This is a genomic window from Heminiphilus faecis (assembly GCF_008728965.1).
GTDB lineage: Bacteria > Bacteroidota > Bacteroidia > Bacteroidales > Muribaculaceae > Muribaculum > Muribaculum faecis.
On sequence record NZ_VSMC01000013.1, the window covers coordinates 59,529 to 85,449 of the forward strand.

Annotated in this window: 18 protein-coding genes; 5 read left to right on the forward strand and 13 right to left on the reverse strand. The window is 49.8% G+C overall.

From position 1 onward, the window contains the following. Positions 1-181 precede the first annotated feature (181 nt). From FW767_RS07200 to FW767_RS07245, 10 genes are all read right to left on the reverse strand, one after another. Positions 182-1,936: a glycosyl hydrolase gene (locus FW767_RS07200; RefSeq protein ID WP_121699925.1), complete on the reverse strand. Its 1,755-nt coding sequence runs from the start codon at positions 1,934-1,936 to the stop codon at positions 182-184. A gap of 54 nt (positions 1,937-1,990) precedes the next feature. Next, on the reverse strand, positions 1,991-4,336 hold the full coding sequence (locus FW767_RS07205; protein WP_150980431.1) for an IPT/TIG domain-containing protein: 2,346 nt from the start codon (positions 4,334-4,336) through the stop codon (positions 1,991-1,993). A gap of 21 nt (positions 4,337-4,357) precedes the next feature. After that, positions 4,358-5,713, reverse strand: a complete 1,356-nt coding sequence (locus tag FW767_RS07210) for a glycan-binding surface protein (RefSeq protein WP_121699923.1) — start codon at positions 5,711-5,713, stop codon at positions 4,358-4,360. A 21-nt stretch (positions 5,714-5,734) separates the two neighbouring features. Then, positions 5,735-7,465 (reverse strand): RagB/SusD family nutrient uptake outer membrane protein, encoded by a 1,731-nt coding sequence (locus tag FW767_RS07215; RefSeq protein WP_121699922.1) that lies wholly within the window; start codon positions 7,463-7,465, stop codon positions 5,735-5,737. 23 nt (positions 7,466-7,488) lie between these two features. Next, a complete protein-coding gene (locus tag FW767_RS07220) occupies positions 7,489-10,728 on the reverse strand; it encodes a SusC/RagA family TonB-linked outer membrane protein (RefSeq protein ID WP_369863284.1) in 3,240 nt (1,079 codons plus the stop codon). A gap of 157 nt (positions 10,729-10,885) precedes the next feature. Continuing rightward, positions 10,886-12,157 (reverse strand): acetylxylan esterase, encoded by a 1,272-nt coding sequence (locus tag FW767_RS07225; protein ID WP_121699921.1) that lies wholly within the window; start codon positions 12,155-12,157, stop codon positions 10,886-10,888. A 3-nt stretch (positions 12,158-12,160) separates the two neighbouring features. Next, entirely contained in the window at positions 12,161-13,459 is a 1,299-nt protein-coding gene (locus tag FW767_RS07230; protein WP_121699920.1) for a glycoside hydrolase 5 family protein, read from the reverse strand. Between the two features lie 12 nt (positions 13,460-13,471). Next, a complete protein-coding gene (locus tag FW767_RS07235) occupies positions 13,472-14,914 on the reverse strand; it encodes a sialate O-acetylesterase (protein ID WP_205523853.1) in 1,443 nt (480 codons plus the stop codon). A gap of 23 nt (positions 14,915-14,937) precedes the next feature. Next, positions 14,938-15,930, reverse strand: coding sequence for a glycoside hydrolase family 5 protein (locus tag FW767_RS07240; RefSeq protein ID WP_121699919.1), 993 nt, complete (start codon positions 15,928-15,930; stop codon positions 14,938-14,940). Between the two features lie 76 nt (positions 15,931-16,006). Continuing rightward, positions 16,007-16,882 carry an AraC family transcriptional regulator gene (locus FW767_RS07245; protein ID WP_150980433.1) on the reverse strand — a complete coding sequence of 292 codons (876 nt, stop codon included), beginning with the start codon at positions 16,880-16,882 and terminating at the stop codon, positions 16,007-16,009. A 208-nt stretch (positions 16,883-17,090) separates the two neighbouring features. Here FW767_RS07245 and FW767_RS07250 point away from each other — a divergent pair, with 208 nt between their 5' ends. Next, positions 17,091-17,660: a DUF308 domain-containing protein gene (locus tag FW767_RS07250; protein WP_121699917.1), complete on the forward strand. Its 570-nt coding sequence runs from the start codon at positions 17,091-17,093 to the stop codon at positions 17,658-17,660. Here FW767_RS07250 and FW767_RS07255 read toward each other — a convergent pair. After that, a complete protein-coding gene (locus FW767_RS07255) occupies positions 17,655-18,305 on the reverse strand; it encodes a cytidylate kinase-like family protein (protein ID WP_121699916.1) in 651 nt (216 codons plus the stop codon). The two genes, FW767_RS07250 and FW767_RS07255, sit on opposite strands and share 6 nt — an antisense overlap. Before the next feature lie 177 nt (positions 18,306-18,482). On the opposite strand from FW767_RS07255, the gene FW767_RS07260 reads away from it, so the two are divergent. Both FW767_RS07260 and FW767_RS07265 read left to right on the forward strand, forming a co-directional pair. Beyond that, the gene (locus FW767_RS07260) at positions 18,483-19,238 is read left to right on the forward strand and encodes an acetylxylan esterase (protein ID WP_121699915.1); all 756 of its coding nucleotides are present in this window, start codon (positions 18,483-18,485) and stop codon (positions 19,236-19,238) included. Positions 19,239-19,240: 2 nt separating this feature from the next. Continuing rightward, the gene (locus tag FW767_RS07265) at positions 19,241-20,695 is read left to right on the forward strand and encodes a family 43 glycosylhydrolase (RefSeq protein WP_369863286.1); all 1,455 of its coding nucleotides are present in this window, start codon (positions 19,241-19,243) and stop codon (positions 20,693-20,695) included. Positions 20,696-20,713: 18 nt separating this feature from the next. On the opposite strand, the gene FW767_RS07270 is transcribed toward FW767_RS07265, so the two are convergent. Continuing rightward, a complete protein-coding gene (locus FW767_RS07270) occupies positions 20,714-21,391 on the reverse strand; it encodes a response regulator transcription factor (RefSeq protein WP_121699913.1) in 678 nt (225 codons plus the stop codon). Further along, entirely contained in the window at positions 21,388-22,863 is a 1,476-nt protein-coding gene (locus FW767_RS07275; protein ID WP_121699912.1) for a sensor histidine kinase, read from the reverse strand. Before FW767_RS07275 ends, FW767_RS07270 begins: the two co-directional genes overlap by 4 nt. 139 nt (positions 22,864-23,002) lie before the next feature. Between FW767_RS07275 and FW767_RS07280 the strand changes: the two genes are divergently transcribed. Further along, on the forward strand, positions 23,003-23,884 hold the full coding sequence (locus tag FW767_RS07280) for a GLPGLI family protein (protein ID WP_205523854.1): 882 nt from the start codon (positions 23,003-23,005) through the stop codon (positions 23,882-23,884). Between the two features lie 11 nt (positions 23,885-23,895). After that, complete coding sequence (locus tag FW767_RS07285; protein ID WP_150980436.1) at positions 23,896-25,821, forward strand: carboxypeptidase-like regulatory domain-containing protein; 1,926 nt, start codon at positions 23,896-23,898, stop codon at positions 25,819-25,821. The last annotated feature ends 100 nt before the right edge of the window (positions 25,822-25,921 follow it).

Sequence of the window (25,921 nt, forward strand, 5' to 3'; positions counted from 1 at the left end):
AAATGCGTAATTTATGATACAAATTTACGCAAATAGTGCGGAGCCATCGTATAGATAATGTAAACAATAGCACCATACAATGTTGCACGCGTTCGTATACAATCATAAAAAATTCCCGACCCGGAAATATCGGGGCCGGGAATTTTTATTCAATCACAAATCAATGCTTTTATATACATTTTTACTTCAGGCTGAAATCGCCACGACTTACAACATAAGGCGAGTTAACCATTTCGCGCCATATCTCGGCATTGTTCCACCGGTCAAACTGTGGAGTATCGGCATTGTCGCCCATCTCGTACCACTGCATGAACCAGCTCCAGAGCGCACCGTTATTGTAAGCCGACACGGGGTCGACCATGTTGCCGACTTCACCGAGAGCTATCACTTTCTTCTTGTCGACAAGAATGTTTATAAGGTCGAAAGTATCAGTCTGGTCGGTCATGGCATCATCAATATATAAGTCGGCACATACGATATCGACTTTGTCGTTGCCGGGATAAGCGGCCTGCAATTTGTCAATGGAGGCGAGTTTGCCTTCGTCGGTAGTCTGCACGGTCCATACCCATATGAGGTTGTTTATACCATATTCATTTGTGAGTTTATCGTACAGATAGTCCCAGAGTTGCTTTGTGGTATCAACACCACTCATACCCCACCAGAACCAAGCGCCCCAAGTATAGTCGCCGGCAGCCTCGTGGAAAGGACGCCATATCACAGGTATGCCCGCATCCTGAAGGAGCTTCAGATACCCGGCCACTTTGTCAATGTCGGCATCGAGCACCTTGTTTTCGGGAGTGCCAGCCACAAGCGCATTGGCCGCATTGAAGTCGCCTTTGGCGTCAAGTTCGTCAGACGGCGCACCGTCACTGTATACCTTGACTGACACGAGAGTGTAGTCATGTCCGCCTATTATAAGGCCACCCTCCTTGACTTTGTCGGCAGTGACAGCATCAAGCGTGATCGAGAAGTCGCCGTTTATGACAAAATAGTCGTAGTCTGTGCCGTCGGCAGCCACAAGTCCGCTCCAACCGCTATCCTTAAAGGAGCCCTGAGCACCCTCTGCGACATCCTTTACGGTGACAGTTATAACCGAACCGGCGCTGACTTTAGACAGAACAGCCATTGAAGTCTCGTCGGTAAGCTGCAGACTGGCAGACCAGTCGGGAAGCATTACAGTCTCGGCGGTCGACACTGTCTCATCAATAGGAGTTCCAAACGATACGGGAGTGTTCCAGTGCCAAGTGAAGGCGGGAATACTGCCGGCGTCCCACACCTGCTGCACGGGGGTTATGTCGCCATAGTCAATCCAATCAGAAGGAGAATTGGCAAGGTGTATGTAGTCAAAGCCCACGACAGCAGGATATTTACCGGCTTGCTGCGCTATGAAATCAGAGAAGCGAGTGCCCCAAGCCACCTCGCCCATAGCGCCCGAAAGCTGAGTCTTGCCGTAGTTCTCGACGAGGTAAGTGTAAAGCTTCTTGGCCTCGGCCGTAGCATTGGGGTTTATAAGGCTTGCAGCCACCTGACTGCGGTCAAGACCTACGTTGGTGTTGAACTTCACTGTCTTGGCGGGAGCAAACACCTCGGGATTGTCCTTGATACATACGGCGCCCTCGGGAACCTCAACCGTATACTCGGTATAGGCGGTGAGCGTGAGAGGTATGACAAGCTCCATGCCGTTGTCGGGGTTGACAGAGGCGGTCACGGCCTGTCCGTTGACGGTAATGCTCCGGTCAGCAATAGCCACAAGGTTGTTGTAGGACAAGGTCAGGGCCACGGTTGACGAGGGACGCACAGTGGCACCCTCTGCAATCGACTGCGAGCGGTTGATCATATCCACTCCGTCAAGCACACCGTAGTTGTCATCGTCGTGACAGGCAGTCATGGCGAGACCGAGCATCAGTGCCGGAACAATGTATTTGATTGTCTTCATCGTGTTAAATTTGTATTCCGTGTCCGGTCCGAAAAGCCGGACACGGAATTAAGATTAATTTTCGTAAGTAATTTTCTTTAATGTCGTACCTGATCCTTGTATGATCATGCCGGTGAAAGGACTCTCATCCTTGCTACCCTCTATGGTACGGAGTTTGTCAAGATCGTCGGCAGTAAGGGTGTAAGTAACCTTATCGACGGTCTCATTCCATTCGGCAACCGTAGCAAATGAATTCCAATCGGCAGGGTTAAGCTGTATCTGGAATCCTGATGCAGACTCCACATAGAAAGTCAATGTGGCACCGGCTTTAGCTCCGTCGAAGTTTTCCTTGCTTATGTAGAGGTGGGGACCCCAAGCGAGTTCATAGGTTCCTTCCCAGACAGTGGTTTCGGTAGGATTCTCCCACTCAACTACAACCTTGCTGATGATACACTGGTCACCGGTGATGACAAGTCCTTGTCTTGCGATGAGGTCATCCAGTATCTCCTGAGTAAGTTCGACAACAAGCATGCCGTCGGCAGGACTGTCGTACTGTCCGGGTACTCCGGCAAGAGCGTTCCAGCCGTCGCCGACACGGAGTGACAGGCACCACCATTCGCCATCGGTGACAGGAGTAGCGTATATCGTCATTTTAGCTCCTGCAGGAACCTGCGACCAGTCATATGCGCCCCATGCAAGATCCTGCATGCCGCCCCAGCCTGTAATGTCAACAGCTCCGGTCCAGATGACATTTTCAACATGTGTAGCGGGAATGATGTCAAACTTATAGTCAAGGCTCTGGTCGCCTGACACGAGAGTAACGGTAGTGCCGGGACCGGCCGTAGCGGGCAGATTGATGTAAAGGAAGGTGCCGTTGAGTATGTACTGAACGTCGTCGCCGTTGACTTTGACTCCTGTAAGGAGCGACTCGTTGGCTATGCCGACTTTGAGTATGTCACCGGCTTTTATCTCTACGTCCTCGCCGGGCATCTCGACGATGTAGGCTATCGACGGGAGCTCTACGGTAAGTTCAGGACCTTCGACAGTCTCACCGTTGGTCATGACAAACTTCACCACACCCGAAGCGGCGGTAAGGGGCACCGTAACCTTGAGTTCGGTAGCGGAGGGTTTGTCGGCGCCAACCTCGACACCACCTGTAAAGATAACCGTCTTCACAAGGTCAAGGTTGCGACCGGTGACGGTGAGTTCGTCACCAGCAGGTGCGGGCGCGGGATTGTAAGCTATATTCTCGGGCTTGGCGGTAGCGATGGGCACAGCCACAGTCTTACCGCTTTTAAGATTGAGCACGAGGTCGCCCGACTGAGCGGCAGCAGGCATAGCCACTTTAAGTTCGGTAGCGCTTAACGAGGAGGGCACCACAGCCTTGTCGACATTGGGGAAAACCACATCGGTAACCTGATCCATGTTGACGCCGGTAACGGTGATTTCGTCGCCGCCACGCAGACCATCGGCGGGAGCGGCCTTAACATCGGTGGGCATTACCATGCCTATGTTGGCGCAAGCCACTTTCACGGCCGAAGCGGTAACAAACACTATGACACCGTCGTGAGAGTTGTCGGGCAGAACAAATGTAATCGCGCTCTTCTCGGCATCGTAGGCAAACTCAATGTCGGCAGCATCGCCGGCGCGGCCTTCGGCTTCGGGAGCGAAGTCATCGATCTGCATTTTGGTGACGAGGTCGAGGTCGGTACCCTTTACCGCGACTTCCTGACCGGGCTTGGCATCGGTAAGGTCAAGCACTGTCTCGGGAGCGGGAAGCACAACCACGAGTTCTTCATCCTCGAAAGGCATGACATTGGGCACTTCCTCAGCCGTGGATAGCTTGAGCACACCACCGCGAGCCTCGGCAGGCACGACAACCTTTATGGTAGTGCGAGTATGCTCGACAAAGTCCTCGGCATAAACGTTGACGCTGTCGCCCATCTCATCAAAGGGGAAGCACACCTCTTTCATAAGGTTGAGATATTCGCCGGTTATGGTGATTTCGTGACCGGGTTTTACGGGATTGGGAGCAATGCCGGTAATCTCGATGGGTTCGAGGAATGTAAGCTCGGTGAGAGTGGTGATCTTGCCTCCGGCATAGTTGAGCACTACAAGACCGGGCTCGGCATTCTGCGGCACCACAATCCGGATCTCCCCGGGAGAAACCACCTGTATGTCGGTGATTTCCCCGGCTCCGGGAAGGGTTATGCTGTTGATGCGGTCGAGACCCGAACCGATGAAACGGAGTTCACCGCCACGGAGTACGGGAGACGGCCCGAAAGCATTCAGGTGTACACCGCCCTTGAACTGGTTGGTGTCTATATCAGTACCGTCGTCGCACGATGTGAAGGCGACCGCGGTCACCATCATCAGGCACATCATCAGGACGGCAGTGAATTTGTTGCTGTATTTTTTCATTTCAATTTCTCGATTTAAAGATTAATTAAGCACCGCACGTATATTGTCGATCTTGATAATGGGCTGGCACTCCGTACCGTTGATACCGCCGCCTACGACAAACATGGTAAGGCTTGCAAAGTCACCGGGTTTGGAGGGAACGGTGTTGGTGGCGTTGCCCTCGCGGTCATACATGAAGCTGCTTACAGGTATGGTCACGGTTATCCACTTGTCATCGGTGTGGAACGAGCCGGTCTTGGCCCACGGGCGATAGAGCGCGCGGCCCCAAGTGCCCATGCCGTCCTCGCCGTTGAACACCTTGGCATTGGCTCCCATAACAGTGCCGTCGTAGCCGTCGATGGGATTGCCTGAAAGAGTCACCTTGTCATAGCCCTCGAAGCAAATCTGCATGGCACCGGCGCTCCACGGATTGGAGGAGGGAATACACATCTCAAACTTGAGCGACATATTGGCGAAGTCCTTGAAGTTGACAAGATTATGGAGAGCCATACCCTGACCGGAAGTCACGTTCTGCGGGGTGTCCCAAGAGCCGCACCAGTATTCAAAAGCAAAGTTGCTGTCATCCCATCCGCCATCTTCGGACATAATGGCCGTGCCGTTGCCGAGCTGCACATACTTTCCGCTGAGCGACCACTCGTCTTCCTTGATTTCACGAGCGTGCCATCCTTGGTCGATAAGACCGGTGACGCCGTCAAATTCAAATAGCAGACCCCGAGAGTCACGGTAGTGGAAGCCTGACTTGGCATCACCGTAGATAGTCGTGACTTCGATAGGACCGGCTTCGGTAGCAGCATCGGGAATGACGAAAGTAACGTTATTCTTCTCAATCGACTTGATATTTTCAGCCGGAACCGCAATATCGCCGGGCATAATTATAGTCAGGGGCACATTGGGGTCATCGACAAAGAAATCGCCATAGATAGTGACCTCTTCGCCGGGGTTGGACCATTCGAGAGACATCTCGTCGAGTCTCGGCCCGGGAACCACGACATTGAAGGGAAACTCAACAACCTGATCGGATGCGGTCTTGAAGAAAATCTTGTTTGACACCTCGCCGGGTATGCCCGAAGGCACGTTGACGATTATGGTGTGGTCGGTCATGTAGCTCGTGTTGAGCGTGGCTTTCTGGTCGTTGAACCAGATTTCATGCACACTCTTGAGGTTGTCGCCGACGATACAGATAAGGCTCTCGAGTGTGGCCGATGTAAGAAGAGAATCGGCCTGTTCGGGAAGCGTAGGACGTATGTAGCTGATGGTCGGCACACCGCCGGTGGGCTTGAACTCGTCGGGCTGGTCGTCGCACGAGGTCATAGACACTACCACCGTCATGGCGACTGCAGCGGCTGTCCACTTGAAATATTTAGTTAAGAATTTCATTGTTGTAATAGTCCTTTAAGATTAGTAAGCATATTCAGCCCTGACATCAACATGGATAGGCTCCTTGCTAAGATTGGGATTGAAGATAACATCGTCTTCCGGCATCGGGAAGCGGAACACACTCTCCGTGACACTGATGACCGGAGGATTGGTGTCATACTGCATGCTTTCGGGCTTAACGGTCCACTTGCCGGTCTCCCAATATGTCTTGTACAGTTCGTCAAGACCGTTGTAGTAAGAACGCTTCTGCGACTTAAGCTCGTTGATGGCGCGCTGCGGATCGTAATAGCTGAGACGTACGAAGTCAAACCAACGGTCGCCCTCGTAAGCGAGCTCAAGACGGCGCTCTTTCCATACATCTTCCCAGCTTACCGACGAGGGCTTCTCCCAATCGGCGCTTACAGCACGGTGGTGTACCGCATGGAAGGCATCGATGACCGATGCTTCGGTCGACGAGGCGTTGTTGCCTATCTTGGCCTCGGCGTAGATAAGATATACATCGGCAAGACGGATCAGATGGGTCGACAGACCGGTAGACTGCTTCATGCCTATATATCCGAGTTCGGCTTTATGATCTTCATCATTTCCGACAAGACCCTTCACCACGTTCGCACCTGTACCGCTTGACAAAGACTCCTTGGCATCGGGATTGTACTCCTTGTCATAAAGGAACTTCAGGTAGTCGAAACCGCCGACATTGCGCCAGAAGTAAGAATATTTGTCACCGGCAATCATCATTGTAGCCTTACGGCGCACATCAGTATTGCGACGCTCCTCGGGATTCTGGAATATATCCAATCCAAAAGCCTCCTGAAGATCGACTGAGGGCACTGTCCAGTCACCCCAAGTAAGAGTATTGGTGAAACCGCCCATTGCGAAGATGGCCTGAAGCTGATTACCGCAACCGTAAGGATTGTACGATCCGTACCAGTGCCATGCGAGAAGACTTTCTTTGTTGAAGTTATTGCTTGCGCGGAATATATCTTCATAATTCTCCATCAGCTCGCGTCCGGAATTATCCATAACGTCCTTGGCGAGGCTTGCGGCCATGTCGAGGTCGGCCTGATTGCGAGTGCCGGTCTGTCCGAGCCCCGACTTGGCAAGATAAACCTTGGCAAGAAGAGCCTTGGCTGAAAAGCGGTCGATACGGCCGCCGGCGGCACTTTCAGGAAGAAGTGACACAGCTTTCTCAAGAGTCATTATCACGTACTCGTATACATCAGCGGACTCTACGCGGAATTTGCTGTTGTAAGCACCGCTGGAAATGTCAGACTCCGTATCGTGGATAATAGGTATCGGTCCAAGCATACGTACAAGATTGAAGTATGCAAAAGCCTTCCATGTAAGAGCCTCGCCCATAGTGGCATTTTTGGCAGCCTCGGAAGCTGACGCACCTTTAATCTTATTATAAGTAATGTTGGCCTCGGCTATTGCACGCCAGTTAGCGCCTACCATCTCTTTAAGGCTCTGATTATTGCTTTGGATCGAGAGCAACACAAACGCGTTGCCTCCTGCATATTGGTTTCCGGCAGCATTTTCAAGTTCCGAGAAATAAGCGGCAGTCAAGTCGCTCCACGGCAATCCATACAGATGATTTACACCGTTGTAGCACTCCTGATCGCTTTTATAATAATCCTCGGTAGTGTAACCGTCCTCGGTAGGACGATTGAGGAAGTCATCGCACGAAGTCATACCGAATCCGGCGACAACTGCCAATACAGCTGCAAATTTATACTTTTTAAGAATGTTCATAATCAATTGCGTGTGTTTTAAAATTAGAATGAAACATTTAAACCGAAAGAGTAAGTGGTCGGCGAAGGATAACGTCCGTTGTCAAGGCCGTATACATATCCGCTTGACGACTGGGTCGACGCACCGATCTCAGGATCATAACCTTTATACTTCGTAAACGTATGTAGATTCTGAATATTGCAGTAAACACGTAGATTATCAAGATGCAGCGAACGCAGCCATTGTGAACGCAAAGTATAACCGAGAGTTATGTTCTTAATGCGCAGATAAGATCCGTCCTCTATGTAACGGTCGCTTATACGGTCGTTTGCATTCGGATTGCCGATTGTCGCACGCGGTATACCGGTCTTCCAGTTGGTGACACGTATATTGGTAATGTCGTCATACCAGTTCTGACCGGCGGGATACACCTTGTTGGGGTCGATAGGCTCGAGGTTGGCGCGGTCGTTGACAATGGCAAGCTGGTTGCCCCATGCCGAGTTCATCTTGGTAAGGCCGATCGAGGTGTAGTTCAGGACCTTGTTACCGTAAGAGCCGTTAAGGAATATGTTCAGGTCAAAGTTCTTGTAGCGGAAAGTATTGTTCCATCCGAATGTGAATTTGGGCATCGGCGAACCGATATTTGTACGGTCATGCTCGTCGATGATGCCGTCGGGCACTCCGTTGGGACCGCTGATATCCTTGAACTTAAGGTCGCCGACCCATACGGTATTGTTGCGGTTGAACGACACACCGTCGGCGGGATAAGCCGCAGGCTTCGGAGAGTTCTGGATATCCTCAAGGTCGCGGTACACACCGTCGGTCACATAACCGAAGAAGTTAAACAGCGAACCACCTATATTGGATACGGATACGACGTCATTCCACTGTCCGTAGCCCACTATCTGCGCGTTGGCGGTACCGGTCAGAGCAAGAAGCTTGTTCTTGTTGAACGAAATCTGGAACTCGGTATCCCATTCAAAGTCTCCGACAAAAGGATGACCGGTGACAGTGATCTCGACTCCGCGGTTACGGATATGTCCGTAGTTACCGTAAGGTGCCTGCAGTTTGTTGCCGTCATTACCTGAAGTACCCATATAAGAGGGAAGCTGAAGCGACATAAGCATGTCCTTTGACTCCTTGTTGTAGAAGTCCACAACCAATCCGAGGCGGCTGTCGAAAAAGTCGAGGTCAAGACCTACGTTAAGCTGTTCCTGAGTCTCCCACTGTATATCGGGGTTGGGTATACGTACCGGACGCTGTCCGGTAAGCTGTCCGAAACCGGTGTCCATAGGATTGCTCAGAGGAGAGCCCCACAGAAAACCGGGTATATTGGAGTTACCTGTCTGACCCCAGCCGAGACGGAGTTTACCGTTGTTCATGATGTCACGGATAGGGAAGAATTTCTCGTTGGTGAAGCGCCATGCACCGGCAACTGAGTGGAAACCGGCCCAACGCTTGTTGGGGCCAAAGTTGGAGTTACCGTCATAACGGTAAGTGTAAGTCAACATATAGCGGCCGTCCCAGTTAAGAGTCTCGCGAGTAAAGAACGAAGCCATAGCCGAACTGCCGAAACCGTAGGTAAATGTCTGGGTACCGGTACCGAGTGCCGGATTCTGAACGAGGTCATTGGGCAGGTTAGTGTTAGACACCGAATTATACTTGTAGCTTGACTCCCACAATTCCTGACCGACCATGGCGGTAAAGTCGAGTTTCGACACTTTGCCGGAATAGGTGATATAGTTCTTTACCTGCCAGAAACTGTTGTAGTTGTTCTGGATACGGCTCATGTTCTGATCCTGACTGAAGTTGGGTAGCTTGATCACAGGCTCGTAAGTGTTGGCCTCCGACCAGTTGAGGTCCCAGCCGAATTCAGTGTGCCAAGTCAGGCCCTGTATGGGCGACACATCAAAGAATATATTACCGTTGAGTTTCTGGCGTGTAAGCTGATAAGAGTTGCTCATAGCCATAGCAACGGGGTTGGGCGTGAAGCAGCCCTCGCGATATACACTGGCGTAGTTGCCGTCGATGTCGTAAATAGGTATATCGGGGTTGGTAGTCAGAGAGTAATTGATGATACCCTCATTAGAATCAGCGAGCTTAAGGTCCTCACCGGTATGATTGTAGCTTGCACTGAAACCGAATTTCAACCAAGACTTCAAGTCGGCGTCAAGATTGGCGCGCACACCGAAGCGATCAAACTGCGAACCGATAATGGTACCCTCTTGATCGAGATAAGACCCTGATACGTAGTACTTCACTTTCTCTGTACCACCTTGCACCGACACCTGATGCTGCTGCTGGAGAGCGGTGCGGAATACAGCGTCCTGCCAGTTTGTACCGACGCCAAGTATCGAAGGATCGGCGAGATAGGGATCCTGCTTGGCCATGCCGTTGGCAACAAAATCATTATAGTACTCCGCATATTCACGAAGATTCAGAATGTCAAGTCGCTTGGACTGATGGTTGACAGCAAACATGCCGTCGTAAGTGAACTTGGCTTCGCCGGCCTTACCGCGCTTGGTGGTTATAAGAACGACACCGTTGGAGCCCTGCGCACCGTAAATGGCGGTAGCGGAGGCATCCTTAAGAATCTCCATCGACACGATGTCGGCGGGGTTGATTGTCGAAAGAGGCGATACGGTAGAGGTGCTACCGTTACCGAGAGCATCGCCGAAACCGAGGCTTGCACCCGAGTTGCCGGGGCTTTGTACAATAACACCGTCAATAACGTAAAGAGGCTCGGCGTTGGCATTGATAGTAGCCTGACCGCGCACACGTATGGACGATGAAGAACCGGGAGCTCCCGAAGTAGACACAGCCTGCACACCGGCGGCACGGCCCTGAAGCGACTGGTCAAGATTGGTGATGATCGAACCTTTGAGATCGGCTTCGCTCATCGACACGGACGCACCGGCAAGGTCGCTCTTCTTCATCGTACCGTATCCTACAACTACGACTTCGTCAAGGCTCACCCCCGATTCTTTTAGAGTAACGGTGATGTCGGTACGTCCTGCAAGGGCGACCTCTTGGGTCTCCATGCCCACATAAGATATTACTAACACTGCGTCGGGCTTAGTAACTTTAATGGCAAAATTACCATCAAAGTCGGTAGCCGCACCCACAGAAGTCCCCTTCTCCATCACGGTAGCGCCGATAGCCGGCTCGCCGGAGGGCTCGAGAACAACACCCTTTACGGATGTCTGAGCAAACACCCCCGCAGATACAGACACAAAAAGTATCAGCAGGAGGGCTCTGAATTTCAAGATGTTTCTTGTCATCATGAGCAATTTTAAGGTAAGGTTAATGTATTTAGGTTATTAAATGATTGGCTTTATCCGCACCGGCTTGCAAAGTGCGTACCGATGCAAATTTAGGCACTTTAAAAGAGATAAAATAATACAATATTATCTCGATGTAATACTTTTATTGACTATTGAATCAACGCATGTTCTTTTTGTAAAATTCCAGCACCCGGGGGCTCCAGTCGGTGTAATCCACAGTATGGCCTTTGTCAGGATATATGACAAACTCCTTGGGAGAGTCTATAAGATTGTAGCTTGAAAAGTTGGTGTGAGGAGGGCAGGTCTCATCCTGAAGCCCCACTCCCATAAGCACAGGACACTGAATCCATCGTGCGAGGTTTTTAATATCAAAGTAGCTAAGCATCTTATACATCGCATCATCCGCAACACCGGCTTGGGCGGCAGCTCCCTTGACCGGGTCGGCAGGCCAATGAACGATATTGAAATAGTCGGGATAATCGCTCAGAAAAGGTATGTAAGGAGCAATGGCGGCGACACGGTTGTCAAGTGCGGCAGACACAAGTGTGAAGGCTCCGCCTTGGCTTCCGCCTTCGGCAAAAATATTGTCACGGTCGGTCTGTGGCAGCTGATAAATAAAGTCAATTGCACGCACGACATCCATAAATGCTCCACGGTAGTAAAATCCATGCGGATCACCTACTCCGAAAGTTATCCAGTCGCCATACTTATTGTATTTTTTACACAAACCCTGTCCACGAGTAAATATCACGAAATCAATCCACTCCGAATTACTGTCGGCATCAACACACCATGGTTCCGAACCATAGCCGTTATAATATATATGTACCGGGTATGTACCTTTTTCAACCGGAATGGCGACATAGCCGCATATGGTATCGCCGCCAAGCGAACGCATAGAGGCAAGATACACTTTGCGCAGTTTTCCGCTCATATCGGGCATCGGTTCCATATTATACTGCGGGTCGACCCCGGCAAGTTCGGCGAGAGCCTCATCCCAAAACGCGCGCAGGTCGGACTGTGCGTCAGGGAGCGACACTATGTTTTCAGGCTCGTAGCCGAAATTCATGGCAAGCAGCCGTTCATTACCGTCATATACCGACAGCCGATAAAAACCGGGAGCGGTGATGCCGGGTTCCAACATGATGTCAGCCACTCGGCCGGCAGGCACTGCCACACGACGTACCTCCTCCTTGACCGGAACGAAGTCATCGGTAGTGACAGTGATGCGCAACTCGGCCTCACAGGCCGCTCCGGTAGAGTCGCTCACCTGAAGAGTGAGCGCAGGCACCTCCGGAGCAAGCCACCACCAGTCATGTTCCGGAAGGGCCGATACTTTCAGTGTGCTCGCGTCAGCTGCTGTAAAAAACAAGATAAAGGCGGCAGCTACGGTAAGAGCGTGTGTCAATCGTTCGCGTAATATATTCATAGTTTATTTAGTGTCTATAATACGTGAATTTTTAGAAATTATTGCAATCGTAGTGTTATCTTTTGCAAAAACAGAGTTAAGCCCCTGCTCCTCTTGTGCGGGATCGCACACATAGTCGTCACCGGATTGCCATACGACATGAGAGGGCCGGGCATATCCACCCCATCCCCAGAAATTACATCCGGCAAGCAGGTCGCCCTCTTTAACAAGCGAGAATATATACTCGTAAAATCTGTCGCGTCCCTCTACCGGAGAGCCGGGAACAAACGACATAGAGTCGCGCGGATAGCCGAACTCTTCAAGCACCAACGGCTTGCCGGCCTTTTTCATCATTGCGGCATGAGGCATAATATATTCAAGAGCTTTTACGCATGCGCTGTCGACCCCGGTCGACAGGGTCTCCTTGCACACCCAGCTCCAGTTGTAAGGCCACAGATGCAGAATGCCATAGTCGATTTCGGGATAATTATGTATCTCCTCCCACAACTCTATGTCCTGCTCGCAACCATGCTTGCCTTCGCTGCCTGTCGACACAAGATGATTGGGGTCGACTTCCTTTATGATGCGGGCGGTAGTGCGTATCCAGTCGGCAAAAGCACGCTTGCTGACACTGTCATCGGCAAAGGCACGAGGCTCATTTGCCACCTGCCATGCCATTATAGCGGGGCTTTCGGAGTAAGGCTTTCCGGTAACGCCGTTGGTACGGCCGACGATATTGCGCACGTGATTGTAAGATAGCTGCTTGGCCGAGTCACAAACGACAAACTGCTTCACATAATCCATGTATGCGGGCCATCCGTCAACGCTCGGTATAGGTGCCTTGCCCTTGCCGGCCCATTGCAGATAAGCGCCGTAGCCGCCACTCCATTCCCACGCGTTGTTAAGATACAGCACGGCCTTCATGTCGCGACGCTCAAGTTCAGCCATAAGGAAGTCAAGCCCCTGAAGCAGAGTATCATTATACACTCCGGGCGCAGTCTGCAACACCGGGCCTATATGCGAAGGAAGCCCTTCGTCACCGTCGCCTCCCACAAGTATGCGAAGATTATTTATGCCGGTCGACTGAAGCAGGTCAAGCTCCCGGGCAAGACGTTGACGATTGCCTCCGCGTCCTTCGGAAGCGAGTATCGGTCCATACCAAAAATTGGTGCCGACAAAGCGGTAGAGACTGTCGCCGATATAGAAATCACCGTCACGCACGGTCACGAAATTTTCATCAGGAGCCGCCACCTTCTTTGTCGAGTTACATGCCCACACTGCCACGGCGGCAAGTACGGCAAGACATAGATATATTTTTTTCATTATACATTATTATCAGTTGTCCCAACTGTCGGTACGGAAAGGCACCAAAGGAAGTTCACGCATGTTATACACATAAGTAGGCTGCCAGTTTCTAAAGCCGAAACGCACCGATTTTATATCCTTTACCTTGTCGGAGGTCACCTTTATGGCGTTACATCCGTTACCGCAAAGCACATCGGCTTGGGCGGGATAGAACACACGGTCCTCACCTGCAACCTCAAATCCGGGGATATTGCGGTCAGGCATGAATCCGTCGGCGGCATTGGAGAAATGCAATACGGCACTGTCGCCGTCAATATCGACCGACTCGAACTCTGGCGCCTCCGCTTCGATACCCTTGACGCCATAGTCGCGGGTAGCCGCCATATAAGCGAGGCGCTCCCCTATCTCAAGTTTCTTGCTCGGGTGTATCTGATACGATGTTCCGGGAGTGACCAGATCAGGGGTAGGCACTATACCGGCATTCGGCACCGCCTTCACCGCCTTATGCTGGGCCTCGCGAAGGAGCGCACCCCAAGTGCCGTTGTCATCGCCATAATAGTGAGGAGGAACTTCCACGCAATATATAGGCAGTTCACCTTGTCCCCACATGTCGCGCCAATGACGCACCATAGTACCGAACCGTTCAGGATAATCGGCATGTGCGCCGACATTGCTTTCGCCTTGATTCCACAAAAATCCGCGCACGGTATATCCGGCAAGAGGATACAGCATGCCGTTATACATGATCATGGGCTTGCTGTACTCCTGATAATCAGGATCGGCCGCGTTGGCGAGGTCCACGTCGGAATAGCCCTTCAGTATATCGGCCGGGAGCCATCCTTCGACTTTGCTGCCGCCCCAACTGCAGTTGATGATGCCGACGGGCACATCCAGTATATTATTAAGTTCGCGCGCGAAGAAGTAGCCTACAGCACTGAATTCGGGCGCATTTTCGGGCATACATTCGACCCATGCTCCGGCTACCCGCTCCTGCGGGGTCAGCGCCTTGGTCTTGGGCACAGTGGCAAACCGGATGGCATGTCTATAACGTCCCGACTCGGCAATAGCTTTATTGGCTCCTTCTATCGGAGCTACCCAGAAACCGCGCAGCGGCATCTCCATATTGGACTGTCCTGAAGCAAACCACACCTCCCCTATAAGTACGTTATCAAGGTCCACCGTCGTGCCGTCGCCGGTCACGGTCACATTCTGCACATCGTATGAAGCCGCCGGCGTAGCCACCTTCACGTTCCATCGCCCGTCCTTGCCGGCTGTTGCCGTATAGCTCCTGCCGTTCCAGCCGGTAGTCACAGTAACCTTTGACTGCGGCTTGGCCCAGCCCCATAAAGAAGCCTCTGAATTTTGCTGAAGCACCATATTACGATTGATGATGTCGGGAAGTGTAAGAGCAGCACTTTCAAGCGACACCGCGGCAAGAAGCATGGCGGCGATTGTTCGGAAATTAAGTTTCATCGTATTTCAGTTATGAGTTAATATCAACGGTTACGTTTCAGGTAATACTTAACCAATACCGCCCATGGTTTCAGGTCGGCGTCGGTCCACTCTTCGCCACGCGACGCAGCCGATGGACGAAGCATCGAGCAAGTCTCGTCCTTGTCACTTACCGACCAGCATATCCAGCTTATGCCGTGCTCATCGGCAAGATCCATCCATGCTTCCCATGAGGCGGTATCGATGACCCCGTCACCGGTATGCACCATGGAGGCACATTCGGCCATAAACAGAGGCAGCCCCTTGTTTATTGCATAACGGGCCTGATCACGCAGATAATCAGTATGAGTGGCCGCATAATAATGAAGCGAGTACACGATATTGTCATCGGACGCTATCGGATCATCGGCGGCTTCGTGCACGTTCTGGTCCCAACGCGGAGTCGGCACTATGACTATGGCATCGGAGTCATTCTCGCGTATTACAGGCAACAGCTCCTCGGCATAGCTCTTGGTCTCGGACCACTCGACCTCAAGCGGTTCGTTCCATATCTCGTAAAGCACATTGGGTAGATGACCGTATTTTTTTGAAACATTGGCAAAAAACTCCTTTGCCAGCGGCATATTGTTGGCATGGCTGTGGAAGTCAATCAGTACATACACGCCGTTTTCGACAGCCCCTTGCACAATACTGTCAACCAGAGCATAACCCTTTTCCGGTTTCTTGTCAAAAGTCTCGTCATCAAGGTCAAGACCTATAGATGCGCGCACAATGTCGGCTCCCCAGTCATTGGCAATCTCGGCTACCGAGCTACGGTTGTAAAAACGGGGCCACATGTTGTGCCATCCGAAGCTCACGCCGCGTAGCTGCACCGGCTCCCCGTGGCAGTCTACAATCTTCGCGCCGTCCACCTTCAACTGTCCGTGTTTTTCAACTGGCGACACAGGCTTTTCATCCGCTACATTTACACCGGCTCCCCCGCATGACTGCACAAAAATGACAAAAGCCGTCAAAATAGATACGTTCAATAATTTCATAAGTATTTTAATACATGGTTAATATTATTTATTCAAAATCATCCTCCGCGCAAAATGATACTATTTTATCAAAGCATCATACTATTACCTTGTTTTTACGATAGTTCTCACGGAATACTTTAGGCGAACATCCTTTCTTGCGCTTGAATATGCGGTTGAAGTTTGACACATTGTTAAACCCGCACTCGTAGCAAATCTCCACTATGGACATTGTACTGTCGGCCAACAGACGCGACGCATATCCGAGCCGCATGTCTATTATGTAGTCGGATATAGTACGCCCTGTACGCAATTTAAAAAAGCGGCTGAAAGCGGCCGGAGTCATGCCTGCCAGATTGGAAAGTGTCTGCAGTCTTATCTCCTTGCTGTAATTATTGTTTATATACTCCTCCACTTTATGCACACGACGGCTGTCAGAAGAAACCTTGACATTGGCAAACGATGTACTGGCAAGTGTATGACAGCACTCCTCAAACGAAAGTTCATATAATATCTCAAGTAGTTTAAGCACTCGGTAAAATCCCGACTGAATGCGTGTTATCTCGTCGATGCGGCTGTATATACGCATTATGGCGGGCATCTCAAAGGCTATGCCGGAGCGACAGCGTTCAAACATAAGTTCAAGGCTCTTCATCTGATTCTTGGCAAGCAACGACTCACCCAGCAGATCGGGCGAGAACTGGATCGTGACCTCTCTTATACGGCCTCCCTCGCAGTTGTACTGGTCCCACATGTGCTCAAGACCGCCTCCCACAAGAGCGAGATCATAACGACCAAGCTCCTCCATACTGTCACCGACGATGCGGCGTGCGCCGTCGCAATTCTCTATGAAGTTGAGTTCATACTCCTCATGTCGGTGAAGCGGATAATCAAATGAGTCCTTGTACCTGTCTATGAGATAGAAGCAATCTTTTGATGACAATGGGGTTATCTCTGTGATAATTTTATTCATGTCGGCCAGAATAAGGTTAATTGTGACAATGCAAAGATACTATTTTCCCAACTACAAACAAACCTTTTCATGCAAAATAAATACATTCTCCAAGCGCAAACAATACTTTATTTACATCGTCACCCTAAAGCGGACACATTACTGCAACAAAACAGCATGATATGTGTTAACATCATATGATGTGTAATATAACAAACAATCAAAAATTATGGGAAGAAAATCAAACTTTTGGACATACCTGTTCTTATTGGCTGCAGGCATAGCGCTTATATGCATGCACACAAAAGTCGAGTTGCTTTCATGGGTGATAATGTTCATAGGGGCAATGTTTGCCATACCGGGACTGATAGGTGTAATATCAGGCATAATCAGAAGCTCCCGCAGCGAGCGAGTTGACGGCATGTCGGTCACATCATCGCTCGGCTCACTAATCATAGGAGTAATATTAATCGTATGGCCTACACCGTTTGTAGGTGTATTTGTATATATTCTTGCCGCGATACTTATAATAGGAGGATTGTGTCAGATATGGGCACTCGCCACAGGTTACCGCCCATACAAAATGCCATTCGGGCTTTACATACTGCCCGTGCTGATAATCATAACCGGAGTGGTTATAATATGCTCAAGCCTTAAAGAAATACAGGAAGTATTCACACTAATGGCCGGCATAGCCATGGTGGCTACCGCCGCCAACGGACTGTTTATATACCTCACTGCATATAACGCCGTCAAGAGGTCCAACAACCGCGGCGATATCACCGACAACAGCCTATAGCCCCCTCTCGCAGACGTTTTTGATGCGGCGACGCAGATAGTCACATATCACCTCGGCTATATCATCCATCGTCATTGACGACGAGTCTATGGTCAGATGATAGGACTTGGCGTCGCCCCACGTCTTGTCGGTATAGAAATTATAATAACCGGCACGCAATTTATTGGTCTTCTCGGCCAAAGCCTTCGCCTGTTCACGGGTCGTTTTGTCACCGCGCTTCATTATACGTTCTATGCATACGTCCATCGGCGCATGGACAAACACATTGACACACAACGGATGATCACGAAGTATATAATCGGCGCTTCGCCCCACAATGACACACGGATGCGTATCGGCTACGGAATGTATAAAATCGCTCTGCGCCCTATATAACGAATCATCACTTATAGAAGTCGAGCCGGAATAAAGTGTATATGGATTATATCCCATAGTAAATGAAAAGAGCCCGTTGAAAAACTTCGGGAACTTTTCATCGGATTTCTCGAAAAATTCCGGGCTCACACCGGCTTTCTTCGCCGCCTCGCACAGCAGCTCCTTATCATAATACGCTATGCCGAGTTTACGCGCAAGCAATTTACCGAGTTCACGTCCGCCGCTACCGAATTGGCGTCCGATCGTAATCACATATTTCTTGTCATCCATATTATATACGATATAAATGATGACAAATATACGAAGAAGTCCAGATAAACAAAGGCTTTTTTCAATGAAAAAGCACATCACCCGAAGCAATACAAGAGGCAATGCACATTTTAGCTGTTGTATTTCATAGATTTTAATTACATTTGCAGAAATTAACTTAACCATAGATACCAGACCATGAGATATAGTTTTCTTAAAAGACAGTCACTTCTTCTTTTGATACTGCTGACAGTGGTATCGGTAAATGTACGCGCTGAGGCCGATGCTGCCGGAGAGGATGATTTTCCGCCTCCACGCCAGACCGATTACAAAATCCAGACTCCGACTTATCTTTCCGATTATTTTACTAAGAGCGAAAAAGGATGTATCGCTACCGAAAGCGACGGATTCATTCGACGCTGGATGCTTTTGGAACCGATCAGCAAACCCAATCGCTCAAATACGGTGTTTACCGACAGCTATATCAACAGTGTTCTTGACTCTGTATATTTCAAAGGACAGTTTACCGACATTCCCCAAAACGGCAGCAAAGTAAAAGCAGGCTCCGCCAGACTCACTTGGCATGCACTCGACAGCCGATTGTTTAACGTGAAGCTGTATCGTTTTGCCGCCGCGCTTAAAAAGCCGGTATACGGCGTGATATTCATGGCTGTTACCGTCATCGACTGCCCCGATGAAATAAAGAATGTACGCATGTCTGTAGGCTCCAACTCGGCATCGAAATGGTGGTTGAACGGAGAGGAGACCGTAATTCTATCGGGCGACCGGCGCATGGTGGCTGACGATTGTGTGTCAAAACGCATTACACTCCGGAAAGGGCGCAATATTATATGGGGAGCAGTCATCAACGGCCCCGGAATGAGCGACTTTTGTGTGCGTTTCCTTGACGAAAACGGAAATCCCGTTACCAATTTCACAACTTGTTTTGAATGATTATGAAAATCAGAAATATCATCTATGGGACTACAGTGTCCTTTGCGCTTGTATCATCGACAAACGCCTACTCCCAGACAGGAGAACCTTATATCCATGACCCGTCAACAATAATGGAGTGTGACGGCAAGTATTACACCTTCGGCACTGGCGGAGGAGGCCTTATATCGGAAGACGGCTGGAGCTGGCAGCCGGGAGCTGTAAGACCCGGCGGAGGAGCTGCGCCCGATGCCATAAAGATAGGCGACCGCTATCTGATAGCGTATAGCGCCACAGGCGGAGGTCTCGGCGGCGGACATGCAGGCAAAGTGCTGACGATGTGGAACAAGACCCTCGACCCCTCTTCGCCCGATTTTAAATTCACAGAGCCTATCGAGGTGGCACACTCTCTTGACGACGAGGATTGCGACGCTATAGATGCCGGGCTACTGCTTGACCCGACAACGGGCCGGCTGTGGCTCTCATACGGCACATACTTCGGTTTCATACGACTTGTAGAGCTTGATCCCGCTACCGGCGCGCGTGTGGAAGGAAACGAGCCTATTGACATAGCCATAGACTGCGAAGCCACCGACCTGATGTACCGCGACGGCTGGTATTATCTTCTCGGCACACACGGCACATGTTGCGACGGCCCGAACTCCACATACAACATTGTCGTGGGACGCTCGCGCAACGTCACCGGACCATACATCGACAACATAGGGCGCGACATGCTTCAGGGTGGCGGCAAGATGCTTCTGTCGGCAGGGAACCGCAAGACCGGACCGGGACACTTCGGGCGATACATAGAAGATGACGGTGTGGAGAAGATGTCGTTTCATTACGAAGCCGACTTTGACCGCGGAGGGCGCAGTGTACTTGCGGTGCTGCCCCTGCTTTGGGAAAACGGATGGCCCGTAGCCGGCGAGCCGGTAAAAGAAGGTGTCTACGAAATTGAGTCGCAGCGCCACGGCTACGCATTGGAACTGGCAGTAGATTTTGTAAGGATGCCCCACAAGATGTTCCGCTTCTGGGAAAAAGCCGAAGCCCCGGTCGAGCCTCTTAAATCGCAGACACTTGAAGATGTAATAGACACTTGGCCGGAGGGAGAGATAAACGTACGTCTTGGCGACTATATGTTCCGCCCTCATCAGCGTTGGTCGGTACAGCCTGCACCGGAATATGGCGGTTATCTCGACGCGCCATATTATAAAATCTTGATCGAAGGCACGAATCGCGCACTCACCGCCACGGCCGAGGCCGAAGTGACGGCGGCACCCGAATTCACAGGAGCACCTGAGCAATTGTGGCGCATAGAACAGTTGACCGACGGCACCTATCGCATAATGCCCAAAAGCGTACCGGGACACGAAAGCGAGCAGCTTGTACTCGTGTCGGTAGCCGACAGCACACCCTCTCTCGGCAGATTCGACATGAACAGCGACAACTCAAAGTGGCGTTTCCGCGACCGTTAGCGTCTGCCGCAAGAACTTTCAACGCTTTACAGAGAGTATATAGCCTCGCTTCTTTATTGAGGTTATGGTTACGGCAGGATCATCGATAAGACGGCGCAGGTAAGTTATCTGAACATTCAAGGCAAGCGAGTTGGCATAGCTTACATCGCCCCATACTTGGGTCAATATTGTGTCACGTTCAACAACATTGCCTATGTTTTCGGCAAGCATTTGCAATATTTCACTCTGACGCACCGACAAAGAGTGGGTCTCACCGCCGTATGTCAATGATGACAGGTTAGGGTGAAACAATGTAGAAGCTATGCGATATTCCTTATCATTACGCATAGTCAGGCTTTCAAAGCGTTCATTAATCTTAGCCACAAGCTCCTCCGGATAAAACGGCTTGGCTATGTAATCGTTTCCTTTGAGAGCGAATCCTTTGAGCCGGTCGGCTTTCTCCGTGCGGTCGGTAAGAAAAAATATAACCACGCGCTTATCGTCATGTCTTATACACTCCGCCATCTCGAAGCCGTCCATTACCGGCATGTTTATGTCGAGCAATATAAGATCGGGCTTTAAAGCGGCATAACGCTCAAGGCCCGACGAACCGTCGGGGGCATAATCCACCCTGAATCCCTCCGCTTCAAGAAAGCGACGCAAAAGAGCGGCATTGCGCACATCATCATCGACAATCAGAATATCAGGCTTCATCATTGTGGCAAGTTAATGGTAAAAGTACTACCTTCTCCTATCCGGCTCACGACCTCAACCCGGCCACCGTGAGCTTCGGCAAGAAGTTTTACATAAGCAAGTCCCAACCCCACCCCGGGCAAGCCGCTCTGCATGGCTGACGTAGCTCGATAAAACTTCTCGAAAATCTTGTCGACATCGCTGTCCGCTATACCCGTGCCGGTATCGGAGACGCATATAGCCACATGACCCTCTGTATACTCACATCCAAAACGTATTCTGACACTTTCGCCCGAATATTTCACCGCATTTTCAATAAGATTGCCTACCATCTGCGAAAGATGCAGTTTATCGGCGGTTATACTTACATCGCGCCCTACATCATTTACCAGCTCCACGCATTTGTCCGACGGCAAATGCGTTTTCGCAATGGCCTCTTCCACCATATTATATAGGACGAAAGTCTCGACATCAAGCGGTATCTGACTCGCCTCATTGAAAGTTATATCACGCAATCGGGAGAAATACGTCGACAGATTATTCACCGCCATACGGCAATCATCGAGAATTTCTGTTCGAGAGTTATCATCATAGACCAGCTTGGGATTATCCAATGATGATATGCATAATTTCAGAGTACTGACGGGACGCTTCAGTTCATGGATCATCGTATGCACAAAACCGGTTCTTACACTGTCAAGCCGGACAAACATCTTTATTGTGCGTATCTGCCATATCAGACATACAATAAGAAACACCGATAGCAACATGCTCACCACCAAGGTGACACCCATTGACTTAACAACCGACGCCACAGTTATTGGCATAGTAAAACGCACCACTTTATGCTCAAGAGCAACGTAGGGAAACACACCCTTAATCTCATGTCGGAAAAATGAGCCATCCTTGATGATTTCAGGGTCAATCATCAGCGAATCTACAGTAGTAAGACTGACGGAAGCTATCATGCCGAACTGCTTCATAACCGAGTCGACCCCTTCGATTGTGAACGGAGAATTATGGTCTAACGTAATCTCATCGGCCATGTCCCATACATTTGTCTTTAAAGGCATATCATGCACCTCAAACCGTTTTACATCAGTATGGTCTGAGTCGGGTTCCATAAAATTGATTAGCTCACGGGCCTTCGTCCGCATATCCGACGTGACGTCTACGGTGTCTGGCAGGCCAAGCAGATCTGTCACCTTGTACATGTAAAAAGAGTTTGTAACAGTCGATGTCTGCTTGGATCCATGACTCTTATAGTCTATGTTTGTGTTGCTCCATGCAATAGTCGTACTGTCATTATAGCTTGTGTCAAGTTTACGGATATCGTTATACTTCTGCACAACAAGTCCCATCAACTTGAAATTCTTCTCCTGCTCCACATCAAGAGTGACATTATATTGCTTATAAAGCCATATAATCTGAACGGCAATAAGACCGATTATTGCCGCTGCAGTAAACATATATAGTGTCTTGATTCTCTTTTCCATAGTGCAAAGCTACCGATTAATAACGACATTACGGCATGGAGTAATAATTTAGTAATAATTACATAACAATTGAGTAATGATTATTTTAAGTATGAAGCACACGCCTGATATAATTTTGCAGTGTCAAACAAAAAAGAAAATGATGAAAACCAAACCTCTCATTATCTCAATCGCCGCGTTCCTCATAGGAGCTGCGGCCACAAACGCGAGGATAATACGTCGACAATTAAACATCCTTCAGACAAACGTTCCTGAAACCAAAACCCTCGCTGAAGGATATCTCGAATTCATATATGACTACACATTCAATGCCGACACACTCTACAATTCTCAGACTGATCGAGAAAAGATGCTCCTCCAGGTCGGCACGGACGGCATATCGAAATATTCAAGCCTGAAGAACATTGTTGCTGACTCGATAATTCCGACTCTATCGCAGGAGGAGCTTGTCAAAAATGCAGAACGTCTGGCCAACGGACCATTCATCAATATCGTCAAAAACCATTCTGCCGGCAAAATCACTCATACGGAAAAAATTGCACTCGATTGGTTCAAATACGAAGAAGATATACCGCAATTTGACTGGACGCTTACCGACAGCGTACGCACTGTACTTGGCTACGAGTGTCGACAGGCAAAGTGCCGCTTCCGCGGTCGCGACTGGACGGTGTTCTACACGGAAGAGATACCCGTAATGGACGGTCCGTGGAAACTGTGCGGTCTTCCCGGGCTTATCATGTCGGCTCATGATGAAAAGAGCCTATACGCTTTTGAATGCATAGGCGTCAAGTCAAACACGTCACGCCCCATAACAATCTATGACGTGTCGTATAATGAGACTAACCGCAAAAAATTCTACGACACACTGCATCGCTACGAATCAAATCCTTACGGATATGCCGAGACAGTATCAGGCATCCACGTAACAATTACCGACAATGCCGGAAACCCCGACCCCACCGCCTACGATCCGATAGAACTCGGCTACGACTACCTCGAACGCGACTGGCGCGAAAAATAAACACATTGACAATGAGAATCGCTTTTTTAATATTAGTACTAACCGTGCTTGTGACTTTTCCGACAAGGGCCGAGGATATTACAGGATTATTGCTTGATGCGGAGAGTCGTGAGCCGGTAGCAGGCGCCATAATCAAAGCGGTAGGAGGCAAAGGATTCGCGGCTTCGAAAAGCGACGGAAGTTTCATCCTTAAAGGTCCCGCCAAGCAGATATCAATCCGTTGCATGGGCTATGAGACTAAAAACGAGGAAGTACCGCTGAAGAATGGTGAAATTCTGCTATGCCCAAAAGAGACTGTACTCAATGAAGTTGTTGTGCAAGCCCCCGACATATTCCAGAAGGGCGACACTCTTGTATTCAACGTCGGGAAATACGCTACTTCCGCCGACGATGCCATAATAGATGTAATCAAGCGTCTGCCCGGCGTAAAGGTCGAAAAAGACGGCACAATCATGTATCAGGGAAAGCCTATCAATAAATTCTATATTGACGGAAATGACTTTGTCGGTGATGCCTATGGACTTGCCACCAACAACATATCGAAAGATGACGTGGCTGCGGTTGAGCTGATGGAGAATCATCAGCCAATCAAGGCCCTCGAGGATATTGAGTTTTCCGATCAGGCGGGAATCAATCTGAAGCTGAAAGAGGATGCCCATTCACGATGGGTAGGCGTGACAAATGCAGGCGGTGGCTTCTCCCCCCTGCTTTATTCAGGGTCCGTATTCGCTATGCGGCTTGCCCGTAAGACGCAGAATATGTTTACACTTAAAGCCGACAACACCGGTTGGAATCCGGAAAATGAGATCATGGAGCACAGCTACGACCCCATGTTCTCATCGATTTATAAAGAAGCGCTGTGGCGCGAGTATATAAGTGCTGACGAGGCCGGAGCACCACTTTCCGAATCACGCACACGCGACAATCGGTCATGGCTTGCCAACGCCATAGTCTCGTGGGGCAACGGCGATACTGCAAATAGACTTAAACTGAACTATATCGGCGACCGCTTGGACTATTCATCGTCTATCTTCACAGACTATTTCAGCCCGAAGATAGACAATCTCAATCAGAACGACGTACTGCATACACGACGCCATAGCCTTAACGCTGAATTAAAGACAGAAATCAACAAAAAGAATTACTTTTTGAAGGACAATCTTAGATTCGATATCGGATGTCAACGCGGAGCATCGTCAGTAAGCGGGTCATTCAATCTCAATCAGGATGTAACGCGACGAAAGCTTTCGCTCACAAACGACCTGCGCCTCATCAAAAAGACTGACAAACGTATTTTCACACTCTCATCGCGCAACGGTTTTCTTCACAATCCGGCAAATCTGTCGGTCAGTGCCGATTACGGCGATCCGACACAACGGATAGGCATCAACGACCTCCGACACACTACCGAGAGCCAATATGGCCTGTTCAAAGGTTTCTGGCGACTTTATGTGTATGGCGGGGTTGACATAAACTATCGTCACATCAATTTAGACTTGTCGCACTTTCCGGTTAGGCAAAATACAGCCGGCCAATACAACGCCCTACTCGCCTCAGCCTATCTGTCACCGAAAGCCGAATATGACCGGCGGGGATGGCGTATAGTCCTCCACATTCCGATTCAATGGCGCCATTATACATTACAAGGCAATCATGACTTTGCCATATTCAGTCCGAATCTATATCTGTACCGGCAGTTGACCGCCAAATCAGACTTTTCAATGCAGGCATCTTATTCTTCATACGCTCCTGATGCAGCCATGTTTGTCGACTGCGCGGTGTTGTCAGACTACCGCAACCTTTTCATAGCCATACCCATTGAGAAGAACAGCAGCGCAACATCGGCTTCAACCACTTACCGCTATCGCAATCCGCTTACGGCTTTTTTTGCCAACATATCGGCTTCATATACATATGGAAAAGCCACTCTACTTTGACCCTTTTGGCCAAACAGAATTTACCCACCTTGGCCATAATATGATTGACCCTTTAAAGTCCTGGTGTTAGGGGTCAATTTTATTTTACCCTTTTAATTCT

What these genes read in the sequence shown, in the direction of transcription:
- FW767_RS07245 (WP_150980433.1), bottom strand. Translation starts at nt 16,882, where the DNA reads ATGAATAAAATTATCACAGAGATAACCCCATTGTCATCAAAAGATTGC.
- FW767_RS07265 (WP_369863286.1), top strand. Translation starts at nt 19,241, where the DNA reads ATGAAAATCAGAAATATCATCTATGGGACTACAGTGTCCTTTGCGCTT.
- FW767_RS07270 (WP_121699913.1), bottom strand. Translation starts at nt 21,391, where the DNA reads ATGATGAAGCCTGATATTCTGATTGTCGATGATGATGTGCGCAATGCC.
- FW767_RS07220 (WP_369863284.1), bottom strand. Translation starts at nt 10,728, where the DNA reads ATGATGACAAGAAACATCTTGAAATTCAGAGCCCTCCTGCTGATACTT.
- FW767_RS07230 (WP_121699920.1), bottom strand. Translation starts at nt 13,459, where the DNA reads ATGAAAAAAATATATCTATGTCTTGCCGTACTTGCCGCCGTGGCAGTG.
- FW767_RS07200 (WP_121699925.1), bottom strand. Translation starts at nt 1,936, where the DNA reads ATGAAGACAATCAAATACATTGTTCCGGCACTGATGCTCGGTCTCGCC.
- FW767_RS07210 (WP_121699923.1), bottom strand. Translation starts at nt 5,713, where the DNA reads ATGAAATTCTTAACTAAATATTTCAAGTGGACAGCCGCTGCAGTCGCC.
- FW767_RS07260 (WP_121699915.1), top strand. Translation starts at nt 18,483, where the DNA reads ATGAGATATAGTTTTCTTAAAAGACAGTCACTTCTTCTTTTGATACTG.
- FW767_RS07280 (WP_205523854.1), top strand. Translation starts at nt 23,003, where the DNA reads ATGATGAAAACCAAACCTCTCATTATCTCAATCGCCGCGTTCCTCATA.
- FW767_RS07240 (WP_121699919.1), bottom strand. Translation starts at nt 15,930, where the DNA reads ATGAAATTATTGAACGTATCTATTTTGACGGCTTTTGTCATTTTTGTG.
- FW767_RS07285 (WP_150980436.1), top strand. Translation starts at nt 23,896, where the DNA reads ATGAGAATCGCTTTTTTAATATTAGTACTAACCGTGCTTGTGACTTTT.
- FW767_RS07255 (WP_121699916.1), bottom strand. Translation starts at nt 18,305, where the DNA reads ATGGATGACAAGAAATATGTGATTACGATCGGACGCCAATTCGGTAGC.
- FW767_RS07235 (WP_205523853.1), bottom strand. Translation starts at nt 14,914, where the DNA reads ATGAAACTTAATTTCCGAACAATCGCCGCCATGCTTCTTGCCGCGGTG.
- FW767_RS07225 (WP_121699921.1), bottom strand. Translation starts at nt 12,157, where the DNA reads ATGAATATATTACGCGAACGATTGACACACGCTCTTACCGTAGCTGCC.
- FW767_RS07275 (WP_121699912.1), bottom strand. Translation starts at nt 22,863, where the DNA reads ATGGAAAAGAGAATCAAGACACTATATATGTTTACTGCAGCGGCAATA.
- FW767_RS07250 (WP_121699917.1), top strand. Translation starts at nt 17,091, where the DNA reads ATGGGAAGAAAATCAAACTTTTGGACATACCTGTTCTTATTGGCTGCA.
- FW767_RS07205 (WP_150980431.1), bottom strand. Translation starts at nt 4,336, where the DNA reads ATGAAAAAATACAGCAACAAATTCACTGCCGTCCTGATGATGTGCCTG.
- FW767_RS07215 (WP_121699922.1), bottom strand. Translation starts at nt 7,465, where the DNA reads ATGAACATTCTTAAAAAGTATAAATTTGCAGCTGTATTGGCAGTTGTC.